This is a genomic window from Aeromonas sp. 3P, assembly GCF_051919745.1.
Taxonomy (GTDB): domain Bacteria; phylum Pseudomonadota; class Gammaproteobacteria; order Enterobacterales; family Aeromonadaceae; genus Aeromonas; species Aeromonas veronii.
Window position 1 is genome coordinate 3946228 of sequence record NZ_JBQBED010000001.1, and the last position, 21534, is coordinate 3967761.

At 56.7% G+C, this 21534-nt stretch carries 19 protein-coding genes and 1 pseudogene; 18 read left to right on the forward strand and 2 right to left on the reverse strand.

Annotated features, from left to right (window positions below; translation table 11 throughout):
* The first annotated feature begins 33 nt into the window (after nucleotides 1-33).
* The 4 genes from ACTG19_RS18315 (at nucleotide 34) to oxyR (ending at nucleotide 4479) form a co-directional block, all read left to right on the forward strand.
* Entirely contained in the window at nucleotides 34-894 is an 861-nt protein-coding gene (locus ACTG19_RS18315) for a Vmh family MBL fold metallo-hydrolase (RefSeq protein ID WP_184233386.1), read from the forward strand.
* A gap of 75 nt (nucleotides 895-969) precedes the next feature.
* Nucleotides 970-1623: a DsbA family protein gene (locus ACTG19_RS18320; protein ID WP_439989386.1), complete on the forward strand. Its 654-nt coding sequence runs from the start codon at nucleotides 970-972 to the stop codon at nucleotides 1621-1623.
* A gap of 159 nt (nucleotides 1624-1782) precedes the next feature.
* The gene (locus ACTG19_RS18325) at nucleotides 1783-3423 is read left to right on the forward strand and encodes a methyl-accepting chemotaxis protein (protein WP_439989387.1); all 1641 of its coding nucleotides are present in this window, start codon (nucleotides 1783-1785) and stop codon (nucleotides 3421-3423) included.
* Nucleotides 3424-3579: 156 nt separating this feature from the next.
* The gene (gene oxyR / locus ACTG19_RS18330) at nucleotides 3580-4479 is read left to right on the forward strand and encodes a DNA-binding transcriptional regulator OxyR (RefSeq protein ID WP_058055639.1); all 900 of its coding nucleotides are present in this window, start codon (nucleotides 3580-3582) and stop codon (nucleotides 4477-4479) included.
* A 49-nt stretch (nucleotides 4480-4528) separates the two neighbouring features.
* Here oxyR and ACTG19_RS18335 read toward each other — a convergent pair whose 3' ends face one another.
* Together ACTG19_RS18335 and ACTG19_RS18340 are read right to left on the reverse strand one after the other, a co-directional pair.
* On the reverse strand, nucleotides 4529-7000 hold the full coding sequence (locus ACTG19_RS18335; RefSeq protein WP_113739705.1) for a penicillin-binding protein 1A: 2472 nt from the start codon (nucleotides 6998-7000) through the stop codon (nucleotides 4529-4531).
* A gap of 278 nt (nucleotides 7001-7278) precedes the next feature.
* A protein-coding gene (locus ACTG19_RS18340) for an IS3 family transposase (protein WP_100654772.1) occupies nucleotides 7279-8483 on the reverse strand; the annotation gives its coding sequence in 2 pieces (ribosomal slippage) (nucleotides 7279-8165 and nucleotides 8165-8483; 1206 coding nt in all).
* A 155-nt stretch (nucleotides 8484-8638) separates the two neighbouring features.
* On the opposite strand from ACTG19_RS18340, the gene tapM reads away from it, so the two are divergent.
* The 14 genes and pseudogenes from tapM (at nucleotide 8639) to ACTG19_RS18410 (ending at nucleotide 21443) form a co-directional block, all read left to right on the forward strand.
* The gene (gene tapM, locus ACTG19_RS18345) at nucleotides 8639-9700 is read left to right on the forward strand and encodes a PilM family type IVa pilus assembly protein TapM (protein WP_040066887.1); all 1062 of its coding nucleotides are present in this window, start codon (nucleotides 8639-8641) and stop codon (nucleotides 9698-9700) included.
* A complete protein-coding gene (gene tapN, locus ACTG19_RS18350) occupies nucleotides 9688-10266 on the forward strand; it encodes a PilN family type IV pilus biogenesis protein TapN (RefSeq protein WP_005353997.1) in 579 nt (192 codons plus the stop codon). The genes tapM and tapN overlap by 13 nt, the downstream gene beginning before the upstream one ends.
* Nucleotides 10263-10862: a PilO family type IV pilus biogenesis protein TapO gene (gene tapO / locus ACTG19_RS18355; RefSeq protein WP_113739707.1), complete on the forward strand. Its 600-nt coding sequence runs from the start codon at nucleotides 10263-10265 to the stop codon at nucleotides 10860-10862. The genes tapN and tapO overlap by 4 nt, the downstream gene beginning before the upstream one ends.
* A complete protein-coding gene (locus tag ACTG19_RS18360; protein WP_005353995.1) occupies nucleotides 10859-11392 on the forward strand; it encodes a pilus assembly protein PilP in 534 nt (177 codons plus the stop codon). Before tapO ends, ACTG19_RS18360 begins: the two co-directional genes overlap by 4 nt.
* Before the next feature lie 16 nt (nucleotides 11393-11408).
* Nucleotides 11409-13634: a type IV pilus secretin PilQ gene (pilQ, locus tag ACTG19_RS18365; protein ID WP_439989389.1), complete on the forward strand. Its 2226-nt coding sequence runs from the start codon at nucleotides 11409-11411 to the stop codon at nucleotides 13632-13634.
* 191 nt (nucleotides 13635-13825) lie between these two features.
* Complete coding sequence (aroK, locus tag ACTG19_RS18370; RefSeq protein ID WP_005335014.1) at nucleotides 13826-14344, forward strand: shikimate kinase AroK; 519 nt, start codon at nucleotides 13826-13828, stop codon at nucleotides 14342-14344.
* A 14-nt stretch (nucleotides 14345-14358) separates the two neighbouring features.
* Nucleotides 14359-15441, forward strand: a complete 1083-nt coding sequence (gene aroB / locus ACTG19_RS18375) for a 3-dehydroquinate synthase (protein ID WP_113739709.1) — start codon at nucleotides 14359-14361, stop codon at nucleotides 15439-15441.
* Nucleotides 15431-17011 carry an SPOR domain-containing protein gene (locus tag ACTG19_RS18380; RefSeq protein ID WP_113739710.1) on the forward strand — a complete coding sequence of 527 codons (1581 nt, stop codon included), beginning with the start codon at nucleotides 15431-15433 and terminating at the stop codon, nucleotides 17009-17011. Before aroB ends, ACTG19_RS18380 begins: the two co-directional genes overlap by 11 nt.
* Nucleotides 17012-17081: 70 nt before the next feature.
* Nucleotides 17082-17954, forward strand: a complete 873-nt coding sequence (locus ACTG19_RS18385) for a Dam family site-specific DNA-(adenine-N6)-methyltransferase (RefSeq protein ID WP_005335008.1) — start codon at nucleotides 17082-17084, stop codon at nucleotides 17952-17954.
* Between the two features lie 176 nt (nucleotides 17955-18130).
* Entirely contained in the window at nucleotides 18131-18805 is a 675-nt protein-coding gene (gene rpe / locus ACTG19_RS18390) for a ribulose-phosphate 3-epimerase (RefSeq protein WP_005335006.1), read from the forward strand.
* A pseudogene (locus ACTG19_RS18395) lies at nucleotides 18792-19459 on the forward strand (phosphoglycolate phosphatase). The gene rpe and the pseudogene ACTG19_RS18395 overlap by 14 nt, the downstream one beginning before the upstream one ends.
* Nucleotides 19460-19501: 42 nt before the next feature.
* A complete protein-coding gene (gene trpS, locus ACTG19_RS18400; protein ID WP_005362251.1) occupies nucleotides 19502-20506 on the forward strand; it encodes a tryptophan--tRNA ligase in 1005 nt (334 codons plus the stop codon).
* 118 nt (nucleotides 20507-20624) lie between these two features.
* Nucleotides 20625-20840: a hypothetical protein gene (locus ACTG19_RS18405; protein ID WP_005334997.1), complete on the forward strand. Its 216-nt coding sequence runs from the start codon at nucleotides 20625-20627 to the stop codon at nucleotides 20838-20840.
* 21 nt (nucleotides 20841-20861) lie between these two features.
* Nucleotides 20862-21443, forward strand: coding sequence for an aminodeoxychorismate synthase component II (locus ACTG19_RS18410; RefSeq protein WP_113739713.1), 582 nt, complete (start codon nucleotides 20862-20864; stop codon nucleotides 21441-21443).
* Nucleotides 21444-21534: the final 91 nt, after the last annotated feature.

The window sequence follows — 21534 nt, forward strand, 5'->3', positions numbered from 1 at the left end:
ATGAACCCCCGAATACTTAATGAGGAATAGATGATGAACAACACCCTGATCCGCAACCTGACTCTGGCGACCACCCTGCTGAGTGGCGCCGCACTGGCCGCCCCCCTGAGCGTGACCGTCTACAACCCTGGCGAGAAGGCGATCTTCCCGGTCTCCTCCTCACTGGTGACCGGTGACAAAGAGGCCATCCTGATCGATGCCCAGTTCGATGTGCAAAATGGTCAGGCGCTGGTTGACATGATCAAGAAGAGCGGCAAGAAGCTGACCACTGTCTATATCAGTGCCGGTGACCCCGACTTCTACTTCGGTCTGGAGCCGGTCATGGCGGCGTTCCCGGATGTCAAAGTGCTGGCCGACCAGCATGTGGTTGACCATATCAACCAGACCAAGGATGCCAAGCTGAGCTACTGGAGCCCGATCCTCGGCAAGGGTGCACCGAAGAGCTTGACCGTGCCGCAAGTGATGACCGCCAGTCACCTGACGCTGGATGGCGAGAAGATTGAAATCAAAGAGATGAACACCCCGAATGCTTACCTCTGGGCCCCTTCCATCAAGACTGCTTTTGGTGGTGTGCCGGTTTACCACGGGGTGCATGTCTGGATGGCGGACAGTCAGACCAAAGCGGCTCGCAGCAACTGGGTCAAGGCGCTGGACAACCTGCTGGCCCTGAAACCCGAGCGTGTGGTACCGGGCCACTTCCTGGGCACGGCTCCCAAAGGCACTGCTGCTGTGAGCTTTACCCGTGACTATGTAGAGCGTTTCGAACAGGAGCTGGCCAAGGCGAAAAACTCCAGTGAGCTGATTGAGGCTCTGAAGAAGGCCTATCCGGCACTGCCGGTTGACGATGGTCTGGCCATCGGTGCCAAGGTCAATACCGGCGAGATGAAGTGGTAAGCCACTGAGCCTGCTTTCCCTGTGTTTTTTTACCGGGCCTAAGGGCCCGGTTTTTTATCCGAGATTGAAGTGAGAATGAAGATGAGCGAACAACAAACCACCCTCCATTATGTCTATGACCCGCTCTGTGGCTGGTGCTACGGTGCCGCCCCCCTGTTGCAGGCGGCAGCCACCATTGCTGGGCTCAAGATCGAGCTGCATGCGGGCGGTCTCTGGCTGGGTAGTCGCCGTCAGCCGATGGGTGAGGCATTGCGTGATTATGTGCGCCCCCATGATCAGCGGATCGAAGCGCTGACCGGCCAGCATTTTGGCGAACGCTACTTTAACGAACTGCTGCTGCGGGAAGGCTGTCTGCTGGACTCCGAGCCGCCGATCCGTGCGGTTTTGGCCGTCACGGCGTTGGGGGGCGATGGGCTGGTCATGTTGCACCGGATCCAGCAATCCCACTATCGGGACGGGATCTGGATTGGTGAGCCGGCATTTCTCGCCACGCTGGCGGCAGAGCAGGGGATTGCAGCCGAGGCATTCCAGCAATCCTATCTGCAGGCGCCCTTGCTGCAACATCTGGCAGATAGCCAGGGCTGGATGCAGCGGCTCGGCGGTCAGGGGTATCCCACTCTTGGGTTGATGCACAACGGTCGGGTCACGCCTGTTCGCGTGGCCGACTTTCTGGGTGATCCGGATGGTCTGCGCGCGCATCTGCTGACGCTGCTGAACAACGCGGGTTGACTCATTTGGGGAAACTTCAGGAAACGAGTCTGGCGCCGATAGCCTGACCATCAGGGGAACGATATGAAATCCTTCCGTTTTCCGGGTGCAGGCTATGCTCTATATGACCATTCCCGGGGGATTTTCGGGAGTGCAGACTCATTTCAAGGAAGCCCTCATATGTTCAAAAACATGTCTATCGGCCAGAAACTGAGCGCCGGATTTGCCATTCTGGCCTTGCTGGTTCTTGGCTTGGCCTGGTTCTCCATCAGTCAGTTAGCAAAGATCCATAGTGATACCGAGACCATTACCGGCAATTTGTTGCCTTCTACTCGTCTGGCGAGTCAGATGCATGTCGCCGTGCTGGATGCGCGCCGTTCAGAGCTGGCCCAGGTCATCGGTGGTCTGAACAAGGATGATCAAGAGGTAAGCGATCGCACCCTGACCTTCAATAAGGCCAGGCAGGAATTTGAGCAAGCAGCCCAAAAATACGGTGCTTTAGCTTTCACTACAGGTGAAGAGAAACAGGTTTATGAGCAGGTGGTTGCGGCGGGGGCCAAGTATTTTGCGGTGCATGACCAGTTGTTAAGTGCCTTTGCTACTGGCGATCTGGAGCGAGTCAGAAGTCTGCGCAAAAACGAAACCCGGGTCGCGCTGGAGGAGGTGGGAGCAAAATCCTTCCGCCTGCGGGAAATCAATAACGAGATTGCGGCCCAGATGACAAAAGATGTGGAGGCGCTCTACAGCAGTGCCAGAACCATGAGCGTCATTGTCAGTCTGGTGACGCTGGGTTTTGTTGTGGCAATTGCCTGGCTGCTGACCGGTCAGATCCGCAATCCGGTGATGGCGTTGCTGGAACAGACCCGGCGGGTCTCCTCTGGTGATCTCACCTCCCGCATCGATATGCAGCAGTTCAACAATGATGAACTGGGAACCCTTGCCAAAGGGTTTGGTGAAATGCAGACCAATCTGCGCACTCTGGTGAGTGAAGTGTCGGGCTCTGTGGTGCAACTGAGTTCCGCCGCGGAGGAGATCAGCTCTGTTGCCAGCCAGTCAGCCAACAACATGAATGCTCAGCAACATGAGCTGAACCAGCTGGCGACGGCGATGAACGAGATGCAAGCTACGGTGCAGGAGGTCTCGCGCAACACCAGCGATGCGGCCAGTGCCGCCACCTCGGCCAGTGAAACGGCCGAACTTGGTGCGCAAACGGTGAATGACTCCATTCAACGTATTGAACGGGTCGCAGGTGCCATCGAGAGTACCGCGGTGGTGATACGCCAACTGGGCGATGACAGCCGCAATATCGGTATGGTGCTGGAGGTGATCCGCGGTATTGCTGAACAGACCAATCTGCTGGCATTGAACGCCGCCATTGAAGCGGCCCGTGCCGGTGAGCAGGGACGGGGGTTTGCGGTGGTGGCCGATGAAGTGCGTACTCTGGCCAAGCGCACTCAGGACTCCACCTCCCAGATCAATACCATCATTGCCGAGTTGCAGCAGCGTGCCGAACAGGCGGGCAGTACCATGCAACAGAGTCAGGAGCTGATGAACACTACGGTTGCTACCGCGCGGGAAGCGGGCGAGTCTATCTCCCAGATCAGTGGCTCGGTCAGCAGCATCTCCCACATGAACATCCAGATTGCGACAGCCACCGAAGAGCAGGGGGCGGTGAGCGAGGAGCTCAACCGTAACGTGGTCAATATCAGCCATGCTTCCGAAGAGGTGGCTGCCGGTGCCACCCAGATGGCTCAGGCGTGCAACGAGCTGAACCATTTGGCTACCCAGTTGCAGGATATGGTGCGCCGTTTCAGGGTGTAATCCCTCGGCGAGCCAAACAGCCCGATTACCGCAAGGTGATCGGGCTTTTCTGTTTTGAAGGGGAAGCCAGAGAGGATCACTGCGAGTGGATGACTTGTCCCGCCGGACGATATTGTGCATGCTGATGGCCCATTTTCCAGGCAGGACTCTTGCTGTATGAATCTTCGCGATCTCGAATATCTGGTGGCGCTGGATGAGGAAAAACATTTTCGCAAAGCCGCTGAACGCTGCTTTGTCAGTCAACCCACCCTGAGCGGCCAGCTGCGCAAGCTGGAAGATGAACTCGGGGTCATTCTGATCGAACGTACCTCGCGCAAGGTGCTGTTTACTCCGGCTGGCGATGCCATGGCCCATCAGGCGCGTCGGGTGCTCAAGGAGGTGCGTGAGCTCAAGAGCATCGGCCAGCACTTCTCCGAACCGATGTCCGGGGAGATCCATATCGGTTTTATTCCGACCGTGGGCCCCTACCTGTTGCCCCGCATTATCCAGACCCTGCGTGAGCGTTTTCCCCAGCTGGAGTTTTACCTCTATGAGGAGCAGACCCAAACCCTGCTCAAACGGCTGGAAGAGGGGGAGCTGGATTGCGTCATTCTGGCCGAGATGCCTGGGATGGAGGGGTTTGGTTCAATCCAGCTCTATCATGAGCCGATGTGGTTGGCGGTGCCTTGCCATCACCCCGAAGCACAGGCCAAACAGGTGCCGCTTGGTAATCTCAAGGGCAAGAAATTGCTGATGCTGGCCGATGGCCACTGTTTGCGGGATCAGGCGATGGGATTCTGTTTCGCCGGCGGGATAGGTGAGGATCAACGCTTTAAGGGGACCAGTCTCGAGACGCTGCGTAACATGGTGGCCGCCGGTAGTGGCATGACTTTGGTGCCAAAGTTGGCCGTACCTGCCGATCATGATGAGGGCGGGGTGAGCTATCGACCTGTGGTTGACCCTGTGCCGGGGCGTACCATCTCGCTGCTCTATCGCCACTACTCGGTGCGTCGCCCCTGCTTCAATGAGTTGGCCGCTTCGATCGCCACGCTGATGAGCAAGCAGTTGGCCCAATAAAAAAACCGGCAGCCAAGGCTGCCGGTTTTGCTTCTGCCGCAAGAGCAGCTTAGAAGATATCGTCGGTAGAGACAGGCCCTTCTACATCGGGGTTGTCACCGCCGTAGACCTGATTGCCATCCGAGCTCGGTGCTGCGTAGCGGGTCGGCTCGGTACCTTCCTTGAAGTATTCGTCGGTGCCGCCACTGGTCGCCAGGAGGCCGGTTTCGCTATCAATCTTCACCGTCATAATCCCTTCGGGAACCCGCATCTTGTGCTCCGGCAGTTTTTTGAGGGCGACTTTCATGAAATCGATCCAGATAGGCTGCGCGGCACCACCACCAAATTCGGCACGGCCAAGGCCACGCTGGTGGTTGTCAAAACCGATCCAGGAAGTAGCAACGATGTCCGGGGTGTAGCCGGAGAACCAGGCATCCCGCGATTCGTTGGTGGTACCGGTTTTACCGGAGATGTCGTGACGTTTCAGGTCGCGGGCTGCACGCCAGCCGGTACCACGCCAGCCGTTGCCACCCCAGATGGCTGTGCTCAGGGTGTCGGTGATCAGGAATGCACTCTGGGCACTGATGGTATGCGGGGCGATGGTTGGCGCGAGAGGGGTCTGCGTGCCATCTTGTGCGGCTCCATCAACAGTTGGTTCCGGCAGTGTGCTCTGCTCGGGGGCGGCCTGCTGTTCGCAGGTGGTGCAAGCAATAGCAGGATTGGCCTGATAGAGGGTGTTCTCCAGACTGTCGGTCACTTTGTCGATGAAGTATGGGGTCACCAGGAAGCCACCGTTGGCCAGTACCGAGTAACCACGCACTACCTCGAGGGGGGTGAATTCGGCAGCACCCAGCGCCAGCGACTCATGGGGAGAGATGAAGTCGCGGGGGAAGCCAAAGCGGGTCAGACCGTCGATATAGGTATCCAGACCGATGGCGCGCATCAGTCGAACCGACATCACGTTCTTGGACTTGGCCAGACCCAGACGCAGCGGGGTGGGGCCATCATAAACGGCCGGGGAGTTCTTGGGCTGCCACATGGGCCCTTTTGACGGATCCCACTGGTTGATCGGCGCATCGTTGATGAGCGACGCCAGGGTATAGCCATGCTCCAGCGCGGTCGCATAGAGGAAAGGCTTGATATTGGAACCGATCTGGCGACGCGCCTGATCGACCCGGTTGAATTTGGATAGTTCGAAGCTGAAACCACCGACCAGTGCTTCCAGAGCCCCATTTTTCGGGTTCATGGCAACCAGCGCGGCGTTCACATCCGGGATTTGGGCCAGCAGCAACTCTTCGCCCTCTTCCCGCACCCAGATCTGGGCGCCGACTTTCAGCACATCGCGCGCCGATTTCGGGGCATAGCTCTGACGGTCGTCGGTAATAAAGGAGCGGGCCCATTTAATGCCGTTCCAGCCGAGCTCTGCTTCCTTGCCATTCTTCAGTACCAGTGTGGCGCTGCGATCACCAAGCTTGGTCACGACCGCCGCCATCAGCGGATCATAAGTGGGCTGTTTGCCAAGGTGAGCGACGATCTGCTCGTAATCCCAGGCTGTCTCGCCAGCCTTCCATAACTGAGCCGTCGGGCCGCGATAGCCGTGGCGCATGTCATAGGCAAAAACGCCATCCAGCAGTGCCTGTCTTGCCGCCCGCTGACGTTCGGCAGAGACGGTCGTGTAGACGTGCAGGCCCATGGTGTAGGCATCTTCACCGAACTGCTCGACCATCTTCTGGCGCACCATTTCCCCCAGATAGGGGGCGTGCAGGGTCACTTCGGCGCCGTGAAAACGGGCCTTGATCGGCATCTTGGACGCTTCGTCAAACTGAGCCTGGGTGATCTTGCCAGTTTCCAGCATCCGGCCCAGCACCACGTTGCGGCGAGCAAAGGCCCGCTCGGGGGAGCGGATGGGGTTGAGCATGGACGGGGCTTTTGGCAGACCGGCAATGATGGCGATCTCGTCCAGTCCCAGATCCTTGACCTCTTTACCAAAGTAAACCTGTGCCGCAGCACCGATCCCGAAGGAGCGATAACCGAGGGGGATCTTGTTGAGGTAGAGTTCGAGGATCTCATCTTTTGAGAGATTCTGCTCGATCCGCCAGGCCAGGAAGACCTCCTTGATCTTGCGGATGATGGTCTTCTCATTGCTCAGGAAGAAGTTGCGGGCAACCTGCTGGGTGATGGTACTGGCACCCTGACGGGCATGGCCGGAGACAGCCCAGACGGATGCAGCTCGAATGATACCAATCGGGTCAATGCCCGGGTGCTCATAGAAACGTGCATCTTCGGTCGCCAGTACGGCATCGATCATGGGTTGCGGAATTTCGTCCAGACGCAGCGGAATGCGACGAATTTCGCCATATTGGGCGATCAACTCCCCATCCCGACTGTAAACCCGCATCGGGGTTGCCAGCTTGACGTCACGCAGTGCGGTGACATCGGGCAGTTGGGGTTTGATATAGAAGTAGATACCGATGAGGCTGGCAACACCCAGCACTGCACCCAGCATCATGACAATAAACAGGCGAACGAGCCATTTCAGCATGGAAGAACTACCAATCGTCTTAAAATTAGCCAACGGGCGCAGAGTATAGCCCTTTTGCCATCGGGAATTCGAGGTTTTCCTGTGGCGAGCCACCCACCTCAAAAGGATGCGAGAGGTTAGCACTACGGGGAGCAATAACCAAGGAGGGCCACTTGCCATGAAGAAAGCGAGATGGGTCACTTTTCGGCATAAACTTTATGACATTGATAGTTAGAGCATTTAGGATGAGTGAAGCACTCCTTGGATTTGACCCCATAGGTCCAGACACTTTTTCCCGCTTAGGGTTGTGATACCCGACTGCGCAGAAATTCCCGTGGTGAACGGTATCCCAAGGCGCTGTGCGGGTGGTGCTCGTTATAATGCTCAAACGCGATAGCCAAATTGCCTACCGCTGTTCGGCTATCCGGTTTTGGCATCATCTCGATATAGTCTCGCTTCATCGTCTTCACGAAGCTCTCCGCTATACCGTTACTCTGTGGGCTTCTCACTGCTGTCGTTCTGGGCTCCAACCCGATTTCTCGTGCAAACGCGCGGGTCTCATGGGCTCGATACGCCGAGCCATTATCAGTCAGCCACTCCACCGGTGATGCCGGCAACGAATCCCCAAAGCGACGTTCGACAGACCTCAGCATGACATCTTGCACAGTGTCACTATCGTAACCCCCAGTACTGGCCGCCCAGTCCAACGCTTCCCTATCGCAGCAATCCATGGCGAACGTGACACGTAGTTTTTCACCGTTATCGCAGCGAAACTCGAAGCCATCTGAGCACCACCGTCGATTGCTCTCCTTGACGGCAACACGCCCCTTATGTGCCTGCTGGGCCAATGGTGCAGCTGGTTTTCTTTCCAGCAGCAAGCCATGTTCGCGCATGACGCGATATACCCGCTTAGCGTTTACCACAGGTTGTTCTGTTGCCTCAGACTGACGCCGTAACAGCGCCCAGACCCGGCGATAGCCATAGGAGGGAAGCTCTGCCATCGCCTCCATGATACGGCCAAGTAAGGCTGCATCATCACGCTGGCGATGATGACGACCATCTTGCCAACCCGGTTTTCGATGAACACGAACGGATAGCTGCGCACGCGATACATTAAGAGCCTGGCTCACAGCACTTAATCGTCGTCCCCCGGCAACAAGGGCGCATGCGCAATCCATTTTTTTGCTCGACCATACTCCACGGCTTCTTTGAGGATCTCGTTCTCCATGGTCTTCTTCCCGAGCAGACGCTGAAGCTCTCGGATCTGCTTGATGGCAGCAGCCAACTCGGAAGCAGGAACAACATCCTCACCGGCGGTGATCGCCGTGAGAGACCCTTCTTGGAATTGCTTACGCCATTTGAAAAGCTGGTTTGCGTTGACGTCGTGCAAGCGAGCAACATGAGAGACGGTCATCCCGGGCTCAAAGGTCTGCTGCACGATGGCGATCTTTTCTTGTGGAGTCCGGCGTCGACGGCGCTCGGCCCCTGTTAACACTTCGACCATCTTCTCGTTGTGACTAGTACTGAACATAGCTCCAAGACTACCTCTTAAGTTAAGAGGGGCGAAGTGTCTGGATCTTCAAGGGGCCAATCTACTCCTCTGATCGGGTGTCCTACACTCTGTTCAGGAATAAAACCAAATAACGCATGGATGTGTATATGTTTGGGCTTTTTAACAAGGGATCCCTCCTCCCTCTGGTGGGCATTGATTTTGGCAGCCAGACTATCAAGGCCGTTACCCTCAGTGGCCGACCCGGCAAGCTTCATCTCGAATCTGTCGCCGATATTGCCACCCCGAAAGGGACGCTGGTTGACTATCAATTGCAGGATATCGAGCGCGTCAGCCAATCTCTCAAGACCCTCAAGCGTCTTATTCCAACTCACAGCGACTATGCCGCCACTGCGGTGACCGGCTCCAACGTGATAACCAAGGTGATCCAGATTGATGCCCGCCTCAGCGACAAGGAGCTGGAGAGTCAGGTGCAGCTGGAGGCCGAGCAGATCATTCCCTTCCCCCTCGATGAAGTGAGTCTCGATTTTGAGGTGCTGAGCACCAACAACAGTGAAGATCGTCAAGATGTGCTGCTGAGCGCAGCCCGCACCGAGAGTGTCAACGGTCGGGTCAGCGCCCTTGCCGAAGCCGGTATTGCCGTCAAAGTGGTGGATGTGGGCGCCCATGCGCTGGGCCGTGCCGTGGTGGCCTGTCTGCCCGAATTGCAGGAGAGTGAACGGCCGATCGGGGTGATAGATATCGGTGCCAGTGCCATGACCTTTGCAGCGCTGGTCAAGGGGGAGGTGATCTACTCCCGCTTGCAAAACTTCGGTGGCGATCAGTACAGCCAGGCGCTCTCCTCCTTTTATGGCATGACGCTGGATGAGGCTGAGCAGGCTAAAACCAAAGGTACCTTGCCTGTTGACCATGAGCTGGATGTGCTGATGCCCCACATCAACTCGCTGTTGCAGCAAGTGCGGCGCAATATCCAGCTGTTTTGCAGTTCATCCGGTTATCGCGACATCGCAAAACTGGTGCTGACGGGGGGAGGCAGTCTGCTACCCGGTTTGTTGGTGCAGGTAAAAGAAGAGGTCAATTGCGAGGTGTTGCACCCGGATCTGTTCGCCCTGTTTGGCAAGCCGAAAGGGGAGGCCGAGCTGGTACATGGTGCTAAATATATGACGGCATTCGGGTTGGCTCTGAGGAGTTTCACACCATGTCAAATATAAACCTTCTCCCCTGGCGTGAAGCCCGAGCCCAGCGCCAAAAGAAACAGTTCGGGGCCTTGCTGGGGATTTTTGTGCTGGCCACGGTCGCGCTGGGATTTTTTGCCAACTGGCTGGTTGATCGCCAGATCGTCGCCCAGCAGCAGCGCAACCAGAGGCTGGTTCAGGAGATGACTATTCTGGATGCCCAGCTGGGGGAGATCCGTCTGCTCAAAGAGCGTCGCAAGGAGCTGATCGATCGGATGCAGCTGATCGAGCAGTTGCAGATGCGCCGCAATGTGCCCGTCCGCCTCTTTAATCAACTGCCTTCACTGGTGCCCAACGGGGTTTACCTGAACACCCTTTCGATGCAAAACAATATTATTGATGTTAATGGCAAGACCGAAGCATATGGTCGGGTGGCCAGCATGATGCGGCGGATTGATGGTTCCGGTTGGTTGGGTCAGGCAAAGATAAGCACTATTTTTGCGGCTGATGTTGCGCCAGTGTCATTGAGCCAGTTTTCCATGATGTTCCTGATCGCCAACAATGCTGCGGCTGCAGGGAATGTGGCCAAGGAGCAACAATGAACCTTCAGCAACTCAACGAGTTGGATATCAATGACATAGCAAGCTGGCCAAAATGGGCAAAAGGGGTCTTCATCTTTTTCTGCTGCGTGTTGATCGGCGGCGCCATCTACTACTACGTGATTGCCAACTCACTGACCAGTTTGACTCAGGAAGCGGGGAAAGAGACCGAACTGAAAGCCCAGTTTGAAAGCAAGGCGATGCTGGCTGCCAACCTGGGGGCATACAAGGCGCAAATGGTTCAGCTTGAGCAACTGGTCGATACCCAGCTCAAGCAGTTGCCCAATACCCATGAGGTCGCCGGTCTGTTGGACGATATCAGCTTTATTGCTACCGACAATGGCTTGAAATTGAACCGGATCAACTGGGAGCCAGAGGTAAAGCACGAGTTTTCAACCGAGCTACCAATGCGTATCGAGGTAGTGGGCACTTACCATGAAATTGGCAAGTTCACCGCTGACATGGCCGCCTTGCCCCGTATCGTCATTCTTGACTCCTTCACTCTGGGTCAGAGCAAGGATGAAGGGGAGCTGATTTCGATGTCGATGCTGGCTAAGACCTACAAGTACAACGGTAAAACAGTGGAGCCGAAACAATGAGACGCATCTGCTGGTTGTTGCCTGCTCTCTTGCTGGCGGCCTGTGGTGGCCAGGAGGATATGGATAGCTATGTCGCCCAGACCAAAGCAAGGCCACCCATACCTATCGAGCCCTTGCCCGAGCTGAAGCCTTTTGCCCCTATGCACTACCAGCAACGCGAGTTGCGCAGCCCCTTCATGGTTCCCCAGCCTGAGGCGACGGTCGGAAGTACAAGTACTGCCAAGGCCCAGCCTGATTGTGCACAGACCCTGATGGAGCGTGAGAAAGAGGTGCTGGAAAATTATTCGCTGGCCAGTCTGTCGATGCATGGCTCTTTGGGTAAGGCGGGTCAGTTGTGGGCCTTGATCAGCACCCCGGATGGCAAATCGATGCGGGTCGGGCTCAACCAGTATATGGGGCTTGATCAGGGCCGGGTCATCAAGATCACTGACACTGCCGTGGATTTGCTGGAAACCATTCCGGACGGGAAGGGGTGCTGGGTAACAAGAGAAACCCAGTTGGCAATGGCCAATGTGCAAGAAAAACAATAATCAGGGACGAACAGCAATGAGAACAACAATAGAGAGTGTATCCAAAGTGGCTTTGCTGTTTTGCGCCAGCGCCCTCAGTCAGGCGTGGGCAGTGGCAACCCTGCAGGAGATCAAGGTCAATCCGCTGCTTGCCGATCAATTGCTGGTGGAGCTCAGTTTCAGTGAGCCGGTCACGGGCTTTACCGATCGTCTCTCTTACCAACCCAATCAGCTGTTGTTGCATGTTCCCGGTGCGGTAGGGGCGCTGAAAGTGAACCCGCTGCCGATCCAGCGCCTAGGGGTAGATAATATCAAGGTTGAGGGTAAGGGCGCAGGTCTGGATATCAAGATCGCACTCGATCAGCTTGCTCCCTATCAGGTGCAGCAACAGGGGAACAAATTACTGGTGTCATTGGGCGAGGGGGCCTCTTCCGGGCTCATCAATGGTGAGAGCGCGCTGATTGCACCCGCAACCTCGGCTACTCCTGTGCCAGCGCCCTCTGCGATGGTGGCCACACCCTCTCCTTCGGCACTGCTCAACCCTCAGGTCGTCGCCCGGTCGATGCCTGTTGCGCCCGTGACTACGCCGGTAGCCACACAGCCTGCCAGCAAGCCGGTACTTAACAACTATCAGAACAGTGGGGGCGGCGCCTATTTCAACTCGGTTACCGGTGTGGATTTTCGTCGTGGCAAAGATGGCCAGGGGGAGTTTCTGGTCACGCTGGATAACAGCTCGGCCGCCGTCGATGTGAGCAGCCGCGGCCAGACCGTACTGGCCAAGTTTCATGGTACTCGGGTGCCGGATGGTTTGCTTAATCTGATCAATGTGCAGGATTTTGCAACGCCGGTCTCTCAGGTTGAAGTCTCCCGGCAGGGCAGCGATACCCTGTTTGAATTGTCGATCAATGGTCAGTTTGATTACCGTTACGATCAGGCAGACAAGCTCTTCATTATCGAGGTGAAAAAGCGGACGACGGCCACGGCATCCAAGCAGTATCAGGGAAAGCCCATCTCATTGAACTTTCAGGATATTCCAGTCCGTACCGTATTGCAGCTTATTGCCGATTTCAACAACCTTAACTTGGTAACCACAGATTCGGTATCAGGCAATATTACCCTGCGTCTGGATGGGGTGCCGTGGGAGCAGGCGCTCGACATTATTTTGAAGGTGCGGGGTCTGGATAAGCGGTTGGATAACAACATCTTGCTGGTAGCGCCTGCAGAAGAGATCGCAACACGCGAGAAGCAACAGCTGGAGAGCCGAAATCAGGTTGCCGATTTGGCTCCGCTCTATACCGAATATCTGCAGATAAACTATGCCAAGGCCTCGGAAGTGGCTGCCCTGCTCTCTTCCGAAAGTACCAAGTTGCTGTCACCCCGTGGTGCGGTGAGCGTGGATGAGCGAACCAACGTGTTGGTGGTCAAGGATACCGCCGATGTCATCAGCAGTATCAAGCGGATGCTCGATATTCTCGATATTCCGGTCAAGCAGGTGGTTATCGAGGCGCGGATGGTGACCATTGACGACGGCTTTGATGAAGCGCTCGGGGTGCGGTGGGGGGTGACCAAAAACGATGGTCATGGCAACAGTACGTCCGGTTCCATAGCGGGGAATGATGGCTCTGGTAACAACAATGGTGGCTCGGCAATTACCAGACCGACAAAAGACGAACGGTTGAACGTCAACCTGCCGGTGACCAATGCGGCCGGTACTTTGGCCTTCCAGGTTGCCCGTTTGGCTGATGGCACCTTGTTGGATCTAGAGTTGTCGGCGCTGGAAAAAGAGAGCAAGGCCGAGATTATCGCCAGTCCGCGGGTGACCACGGCGAACCAGAAACCGGCGCTGATCGAGCAGGGTACCGAGATCCCCTATGTGGAGTCCTCTTCCAGTGGCGCTACCTCGGTTACCTTCAAGAAGGCGGTATTGAGCCTGAAGGTTACCCCGCAGATCACCCCTGACAATCGGGTGATTCTCGACCTGACCGTAACCCAGGATACCAAGGGTGAAACGGTACCGACCGGTACCGGTGATGCGGTTTCCATCAACGCCCAGTCCATCACCACTCAGGTGCTGGTGAACAATGGCGAGACGCTGGTGCTGGGCGGCATCTATCAGCAGACCATCAAGAGCGATGTGACCAAGGTGCCGCTGCTGGGTGATATTCCCGGATTGGGGGCCTTGTTCCGCAAGACCACCAGCGAGAACAAAAAGCGGGAGTTGCTGATTTTCGTGACGCCCAAGATAGTTACCGACGCCTTCTGAATGCTTTACATGTGAGGGTAAAACACATATAACCTTACGCCCCAATAAGGCTGGGGCGTAAGGGCTGCGGTTGCCAGTCCCGATATCTATTGAGATAATCCCCCTCCTGATCCATCGCAAGATAAGGTTCATAGGTACCCCGATCCAGTATTCATCGGGGTCGTACAGTTTGTAATTACTAACGAAAAGACATGGCTGAGAAACGCAATATTTTCCTGATAGGTCCCATGGGTGCGGGCAAGAGCACCATAGGTAGACATCTGGCAGAACAACTGCATATGGAGTTTTTCGACTCAGATCATGAGATTGAGCGCCGCAGTGGTGCTGATATCGGCTGGGTGTTCGATGTTGAAGGCGAAGAAGGTTTCCGGATTCGCGAAGAGAAGGTGATCGGCGAATTGTCAGAGCAGCAGGGTATCGTGCTGGCGACGGGTGGCGGTGCCATCAAGAGTCGCGAAACCCGCAACAAGTTGTCTGCTCGTGGCATCGTGGTCTACCTCGAAACCACTATCGAAAAGCAGCTGGCGCGCACACAGCGAGACAAACGCCGCCCTCTGCTACAGACCGAAGAACCGGCACGCGAAGTGCTGGAACGTCTGGCACAAGAGCGCAATGCCCTGTATGAAGAGGTTGCCGACTTTGTTGTGCACACCGATGACCAGAGCGCAAAAATCGTTGCCAATCAAATTGTAAAGCTGATCGGTATGTAATCTAGAGGACGTCCATGGAACGGTTGAAGGTCGAACTGGGTGAACGCAGCTATCCCATCGAGATAGCTGCCGGGTTGTTGCAGCGCCCCGAGGCGCTGGTATCGACCATCAAGGGCAAGCGGGTGATGATAGTGACCAACACGGTCGTTGCTCCGCTTTATCTTGCACGGGTAACCGCTCTGCTGTCGGGTTTTCAGGTTGAACACCTGATCCTGCCTGACGGTGAGGCGTACAAGAGCCTGGCGACCTTTGAGCAGATCATGTCTGCTCTGCTTGAAACCAACCATGGGCGCGATACGACACTGATCGCTCTGGGGGGCGGCGTGATCGGGGATCTGGTGGGCTTTGCGGCAGCAAGCTATCAACGTGGCATTCCTTTTATCCAGATCCCGACCACTCTGCTCTCCCAGGTTGACTCCTCTGTCGGCGGTAAAACCGCTGTCAACCACCCCCTCGGCAAGAACATGATTGGGGCTTTTTATCAGCCCAAACAAGTTGTTATCGATACCGAATGTCTGAGTACCTTGCCAGCCCGCGAATTTGCCGCAGGGATGGCCGAGGTGATCAAGTACGGCATCATTTGGGATGCTGATTTCTTCAGCTGGCTGGAGCAGAACATGGTGCGTCTGCAACAGCTGGAACCTGCCGCGCTGGCCTACGCCATCAAACGCTGCTGCGAGATCAAAGCCGATGTGGTCGGTCAGGATGAGACCGAGCACGGCGTCCGTGCGCTGCTCAATCTGGGTCACACCTTTGGTCATGCCATCGAGGCCGAGCAGGGGTATGGCAACTGGCTGCACGGTGAAGCAGTATCCGCCGGCACCATGCTGGCAGCCTGGACTGCGCAGGCCCGTGGCGATATGAGCGAAGCGGACGTTGCGCGTGTGCGCGCTCTGCTGCTGGCCGCCAATCTGCCCATTCATGCGCCTGCCGAGATGGATTTCGCCGCCTTTATTCGCCATATGCGCCGTGACAAGAAGGTGCTTGAAGGCAAGCTGCGTCTGGTATTGCCGGTTGGCATCGGCCATGCGCAGGTGGTGGGGGATGTGTCCGATGTCGAGTTGCTGGCGGTGATCGAGTCTGGTCGTGACGAATAAACTGCTAAAACTTCCTTCCCAGCGGCAGCTGGTTGACCGGCTGCTGCATCTGATTGAATTCAATCACCCTTTCATTTTTCTCTCCGGTAAACCCGGTTGTGGTCGCGGTACCCTGTGCGAATCCCTGCTCGGCGTGTTGCCGGAAAAAGTGCGGGTGGTAAGCCTGATTGGTACACCTGCCATGAAGATGGTGGATGTACGCCAGTTGTTGCTACCACAGGTGGTGGCGCGCCCGCTGTTCAATCCACAGGATGCGCTGGCGGAGAGCTTCTTTCGCATGCTGGAGGGGAGCAAGCCTGCCACCCTGTTGCTGCTGATAGAGCGGGCCGACCAGTTGCCGGTCGAACTGCTGGGAGAGTTGTGGGCGATCATCCGTCATAACGATACTCTGGCGGCGCCCCATCAGCTGGCCATTATCGTCTCGGGCAGTGACGTCTGGTGTCGTACCCAACGACCGCAGCTCAAAGAGCGTGCCATGCCAGCACTTGAGCTGGAAGTGCCGCCACTGAGCCCGCCCGAGCAGCGCATCTTCTTGTATGAGAAAGCCAAAGAGCTCAAGATCCCGGCGACCCTCTTGCCCAAGCCGCAAGTGGAGGAGATCCTGAAAACGGCGAACGGACATCCGTCCACCATCATGCAGTTACTGGAGGATATCATGACCGACAGAAGGCCCAAGAAGCGTCAGGCGGAGTTGCCTGTCAAGAAGATTGCCACTGCTATCGCGCTGGTCGCTGGCGGCCTGCTGGCGCTGAGCTACCTGCTGCCTGCGCTGTTTGACAATGAAAGCAAACCGGCACTGCAGGATCCGGCGCAAAACACGGCATTGCCGATCCCGGTAGCGGGAGGCGATCCCCTCACCGCTGGCGGTTCGAACACCGATGCCGCTGCACAAGGCACGCAAAACAGCGATGCAGCCAGCAATCCCAACGGAGTGGTGAAAGATTGGCAGCCGGAGGCGAAAGTGCTGCCCAAATCGGTGGAGAGCGAAACCGTGACCACCGAATCAACCAATTACGAAGGGCGTCGGGTGGTGATCTCTGACGAGGTCGTGCAAAAGCTGATGACCGAACCCAAGGTGAGCGGTGCATTGCCGACCGATGTGGTGGACGAGCTGACCGGCAAGAACCCGAGTGGCACAGCCCCCAGTGGTGCAGTCGCAACCACGGCGCCAGCCAGTACCGCCAAGGCACTGAATCCGGCGACAACCACAACGCCTGCGGCCACCACCAAAACCGCCAGCAACGAGCCGGTTGCCGCGCCTGCACCCAAGGTGGCCCTGACACCGGTCGCCACCTTGAACAAGAAGCCGCGTAACCACTACAGCGTTCAGCTGATGGGGGCGAGCAACACCAAGGCGGTGGATCAATTTGTTGCCGAGCATGGTCTGGCGGGCAAGGTATGGGTCTATCAGACCAAATTCCGTGGTAGCCCCTGGTATGTGGTGCTGCAAGGGGATTATGCCGGTCTGACCCAGGCCAAGAGTGCCATTCGCAAGCTTCCGCCAGCCTTGCTGAAAGGCCAGCCCTGGCCCAAGTCGTTTGCACAGGTACAAAAAGAGCTGAAGCAATAGCCTTGATACCGGATAAGGGGGTAGAATCGTCCCCCTTTTTGGGTCTTGCCTTCTTACACACCGGATTTCCATGAAAAAAACACGCGCTTTTTTAAAATGGGCCGGGGGAAAATACTCCCTGGTTGAAGAGATTGCCGAGCGCCTGCCGGCCGGGCGTGTGTTGCTGGAGCCCTTCGTCGGGGCCGGGTCAGTGTTTCTCAACACCGACTACGACGCGTATGTGCTCAACGACATCAATCCGGATCTGATCTGCCTGTACAACCACCTCAAGCTGACGCCGGACAGTTTCATTGCCGAGGCGCGCAAGCTGTTTGTGGCAGAGCACAACCACAAGGCGGCCTATTACCGGCTGCGTACCCAGTTCAATCAGACCGAGACCACCTTCGAGCGGGCACTCTTGTTCCTGTTCCTCAACCGTCACGGTTTCAACGGACTGTGCCGCTACAACAAGAAGGGCGGCTTCAACGTGCCGTTCGGTTCCTACAAGAAACCCTATTTCCCGGAAAAAGAGCTGTGGGCCTTTGCCGAAAAGGCGCAGAAGGCGACCTTTATCTGCGAGAGCTACGCCGATGCCATCAAGCGTGCCGAAGAGGATTGGGTTATCTATTGTGATCCACCCTACGCGCCGCTCTCCACTACGGCGAGCTTCACCACCTATGCCTCCGGTGGGTTTACCCTGGATGATCAGGCGATCCTGGCGCGATTGGCCCGCCACACCGCCGCTCACAAAGGGGTGCCGGTACTGATCAGCAACCACGATATCGAGCTGACTCGTGAGCTTTATCGCGGTGCTCGCCTCGACGAGATCCTGGTCAAGCGTACCATCAGTCGCAACGGCGGCACCCGTAACAAGGTTGCCGAATTGTTGGCGCTCTATCCGCCCGGAATCGAACCGGAGCAGGGCTACTATCCCAGCGACAGTGAACTGCTGCCACTGACGTAACAGACCATGCGCCGTTTTTTATGGGCGAGTCCGCGCCCGTGCCGATGTCCTATAACCCGGGTTGCTGGGGGAGGGGAGGTGATTGCCCCATTTACCCCGCATTCGAGTCGTTTTCGCCCGCCTTTTACGTTAAAATTGCGCCGCTTTTTCTCCCTGGCTGCCAATGGATGATGCTGATGAAAGACTTTCTGATTGCCCCCTCGATCCTCTCTGCCGATTTTGCCCGTCTGGGTGACGATGTAGCCAAGGTACTGGCTGCCGGTGCCGACGTGGTTCACTTCGACGTGATGGACAACCACTATGTCCCCAACCTGACCATTGGCCCCATGGTCTGTCAGGCGCTGCGTGACTACGGTATCGAGGCCCCCATCGACGTGCACCTGATGGTCAAGCCGGTGGATCGCATCATTCCTGATTTTGCCAAGGCGGGTGCTTCCCTCATCACCTTCCATCCGGAAGCATCCGATCACGTTGATCGCTCTTTGGGCCTCATCAAGGAGATGGGCTGCCAGGCCGGTCTGGTGCTGAATCCTGCTACCTCGCTCTCCTGCCTCGAGTATGTGATGGACAAGCTGGACGTGATCCTGCTGATGTCGGTCAATCCGGGCTTCGGTGGTCAGAGCTTCATCCCCGGTACCCTCGACAAGCTGCGTCAGGTGCGTCGTCTGATCGACGAGAGCGGCCGCGATATCCGTCTCGAGATCGATGGCGGGGTGAAGGTCGACAACATTCGCGAGATCGCCGAAGCGGGTGCCGACATGTTTGTCGCCGGCTCTGCCATTTTCAGCCAGCCTGACTACAAGGCGGTGATCGACAAGATGCGTGCGGAGCTGGCTCATGTCACACGCTGAGCGCGCATTTGATTTGGTGCTGTTCGATCTGGACGGCACCTCATTGACAGCGCCGCCCAGCTGGCGCTGGCAGTCAATCTGACTCTGGCAGACCTCGGTCTGGCACAGGCTGATGAAGTTGTGATCCGTACCTGGGTCGGCAACGGCGCCGACAAGCTGATCCAGCGGGCGCTCGCCTATCGCGAGGCCGATCCCGAGCTGTTTGCCAAGGCCCGCCCGATCTTTTTCCAGCACTACAACGCTTGCCTGCTGCAAGGGCTGGCGATGTATGACGGGGTGGCGCAGAGTCTGCGTCGCTTGCAAAGCCTGGGCTACAAGCAAGCGATCGTCACCAACAAGCCGAGCGATTTCGTGGCCCCCATCCTCGATGCCCTCGGCATCAGCGATTGTTTCGAACTCTGGCTTGGCGGCAACTGCGTGCCGGTCAAGAAGCCGAGCCCGGAGCCCTTGCTGCACGCTTGCCTGGAGTTGGGGGTGAGCCCGGCTCGCACCCTGATGGTGGGTGACTCAGAAAATGATGTGCTGGCGGCCAAGGCGGCTGGCATGAAGGTGGTGGGTCTTACATACGGCTACAACTATGGCCGTCCCATCGCCGACTCCCATCCAGACTGGGTATTCGAGCAGTTTGCCCAGCTCGATGCACTTTTGGTCTAATAGCGCAGCTGGGCTGGCTGAATAACAAGGATTAACACTCTCATGACTAAACCAATCGTATTGAGCGGAGCGCAACCCTCCGGTCAACTGACCATCGGCAACTACATGGGGGCCCTGCGTCAGTGGGTCAACATGCAGGATGAGTTCGACTGCCTCTACTGCATCGTCGACCTGCACGCCATCACCACTCGTCAGGACCCGGCAGCCCTGCGCAAGGCTTGTCTGGACGCGGCAGCCCTCTATCTGGCGGTCGGTATCGATCCCAAGAAGAGCACCGTCTTCATCCAGTCTCACGTGCCGCAGCACGCCGAGCTGGGCTGGATCCTCAACTGCTATACCCAGATGGGTGAGTTGTCGCGCATGACCCAGTTCAAGGACAAGTCCGCCCGTTTCGAGAACAACGTCAACGTCGGCCTGTTCGGTTATCCGGTGCTGATGGCCGCTGATATTCTGCTCTATCAGGCCAATCAGGTGCCGGTCGGCAACGACCAGAAGCAGCATCTCGAGCTGACCCGCGACATCTGCACCCGTTTCAACAACCTCTATGGTGAGGTATTCACCATGCCGGAGCCCTTCATTCCGACCGAAGGGGCGCGGGTGATGAGTCTGCAGGATCCGACCAAGAAGATGTCCAAGTCGGATGACAACGAAGCCAACTTCATCGGCCTGCTGGAAGATCCCAAGCAGATCGTCAAGAAGATCAAGCGTGCGGTGACCGACTCCGACGAGCCGGCGGTGGTGCGTTTCGACCCGGAAAACAAACCGGGTGTCTCCAACCTGCTGACCCTGATGTCCGGTGTGACCGGCCGCTCCATCCCCGAGCTGGAGCAGCACTTCGAAGGCAAGATGTACGGTCACCTCAAGACCGAAACCGCCGAAGCCGTGGTTGCGCTGCTGGAACCGATCCAGGCCCGTTTCCACGAGTTGCGTCAGGATGAGGCCCATCTGATCGCGATTCTGGCAGAAGGCGCACAAAAGGCGCGCGAAAGAGCTGAAAAAACCCTGACCAGCGTATATGATGTAGTCGGCTTCGTTCCTCGAGCCTGACATACTGGGAAGGTGTAGTAGAAGAGAGCTGGGTATTTGCCTGGCTTTCTTTATTTTCTGCCCGGCTATTTTGTTTAATTTCTTTATTTCAACCTGGGTAATATCCCCAAGAGAAAGCATGCCTGTTCAACCAACTATTTCTGCTGAAGAGCTGAGTGACAAAGGTCACTGGCTACGTAAATTTCGCAAGGCGAAAAACCTCAATACCCTGCAGTTGATGGTCTCCAATGCCATCGACAAGCACCATAAAACCCCTGCCGTTGCTGCCGCCATCTATCTGGCCGAGTGTCAGCGTGAACGGGAAATGGAACAGGGTCGTTATCTCGATCGTTAATTCTCCGCTGTTGGTTATCTCATGCTGTTGTTGATCGATAACTACGACTCTTTTACCTGGAACCTGGTGCAATATTTCGGCGCCCTGGGACAAGAGGTTGTGGTCAAGCGCAATGATGAACTGACGCTTGATGCCATAGCGCAGCTCTCCCCCCGTTTTCTGGTGATCTCTCCCGGTCCCTGTACGCCCAATGAGGCGGGGATCTCTCTCGACGCTATCAGCCACTTCGCTGGCAAGCTGCCCATTCTCGGTGTCTGTCTCGGTCATCAGTCGCTGGCGCAGGCCTTCGGTGCCCGCGTAGTGCGTGCCCGTCAGGTAATGCACGGCAAAACCTCGCTCATCCACCATCGCCATGAGGGGGTGTTCAAGGGGCTCAACAACCCGCTGAGGGTGACTCGTTACCACTCCTTGGTGGTGGAGCGCGACACGCTGCCCGACTGCTTCGAGATCACCGCTTGGAGCGAGCATGCCGATGGCTCGTTTGACGAGATCATGGGACTGCGCCACAAGACGCTCCCTGTCGAGGGTGTTCAGTTCCATCCGGAGAGTATTTTGAGCGAGCAGGGCCATCAGTTGCTGGCCAACTTTCTGGCGCGTTCATAAAAAGTTGTGATCGCCTTCTCAAGTTCGAGAGAAGGCAAAAAAAATTTCCCTGACACTTTATTCACCCCCTCTCCTGCCCAAATTATCTCTT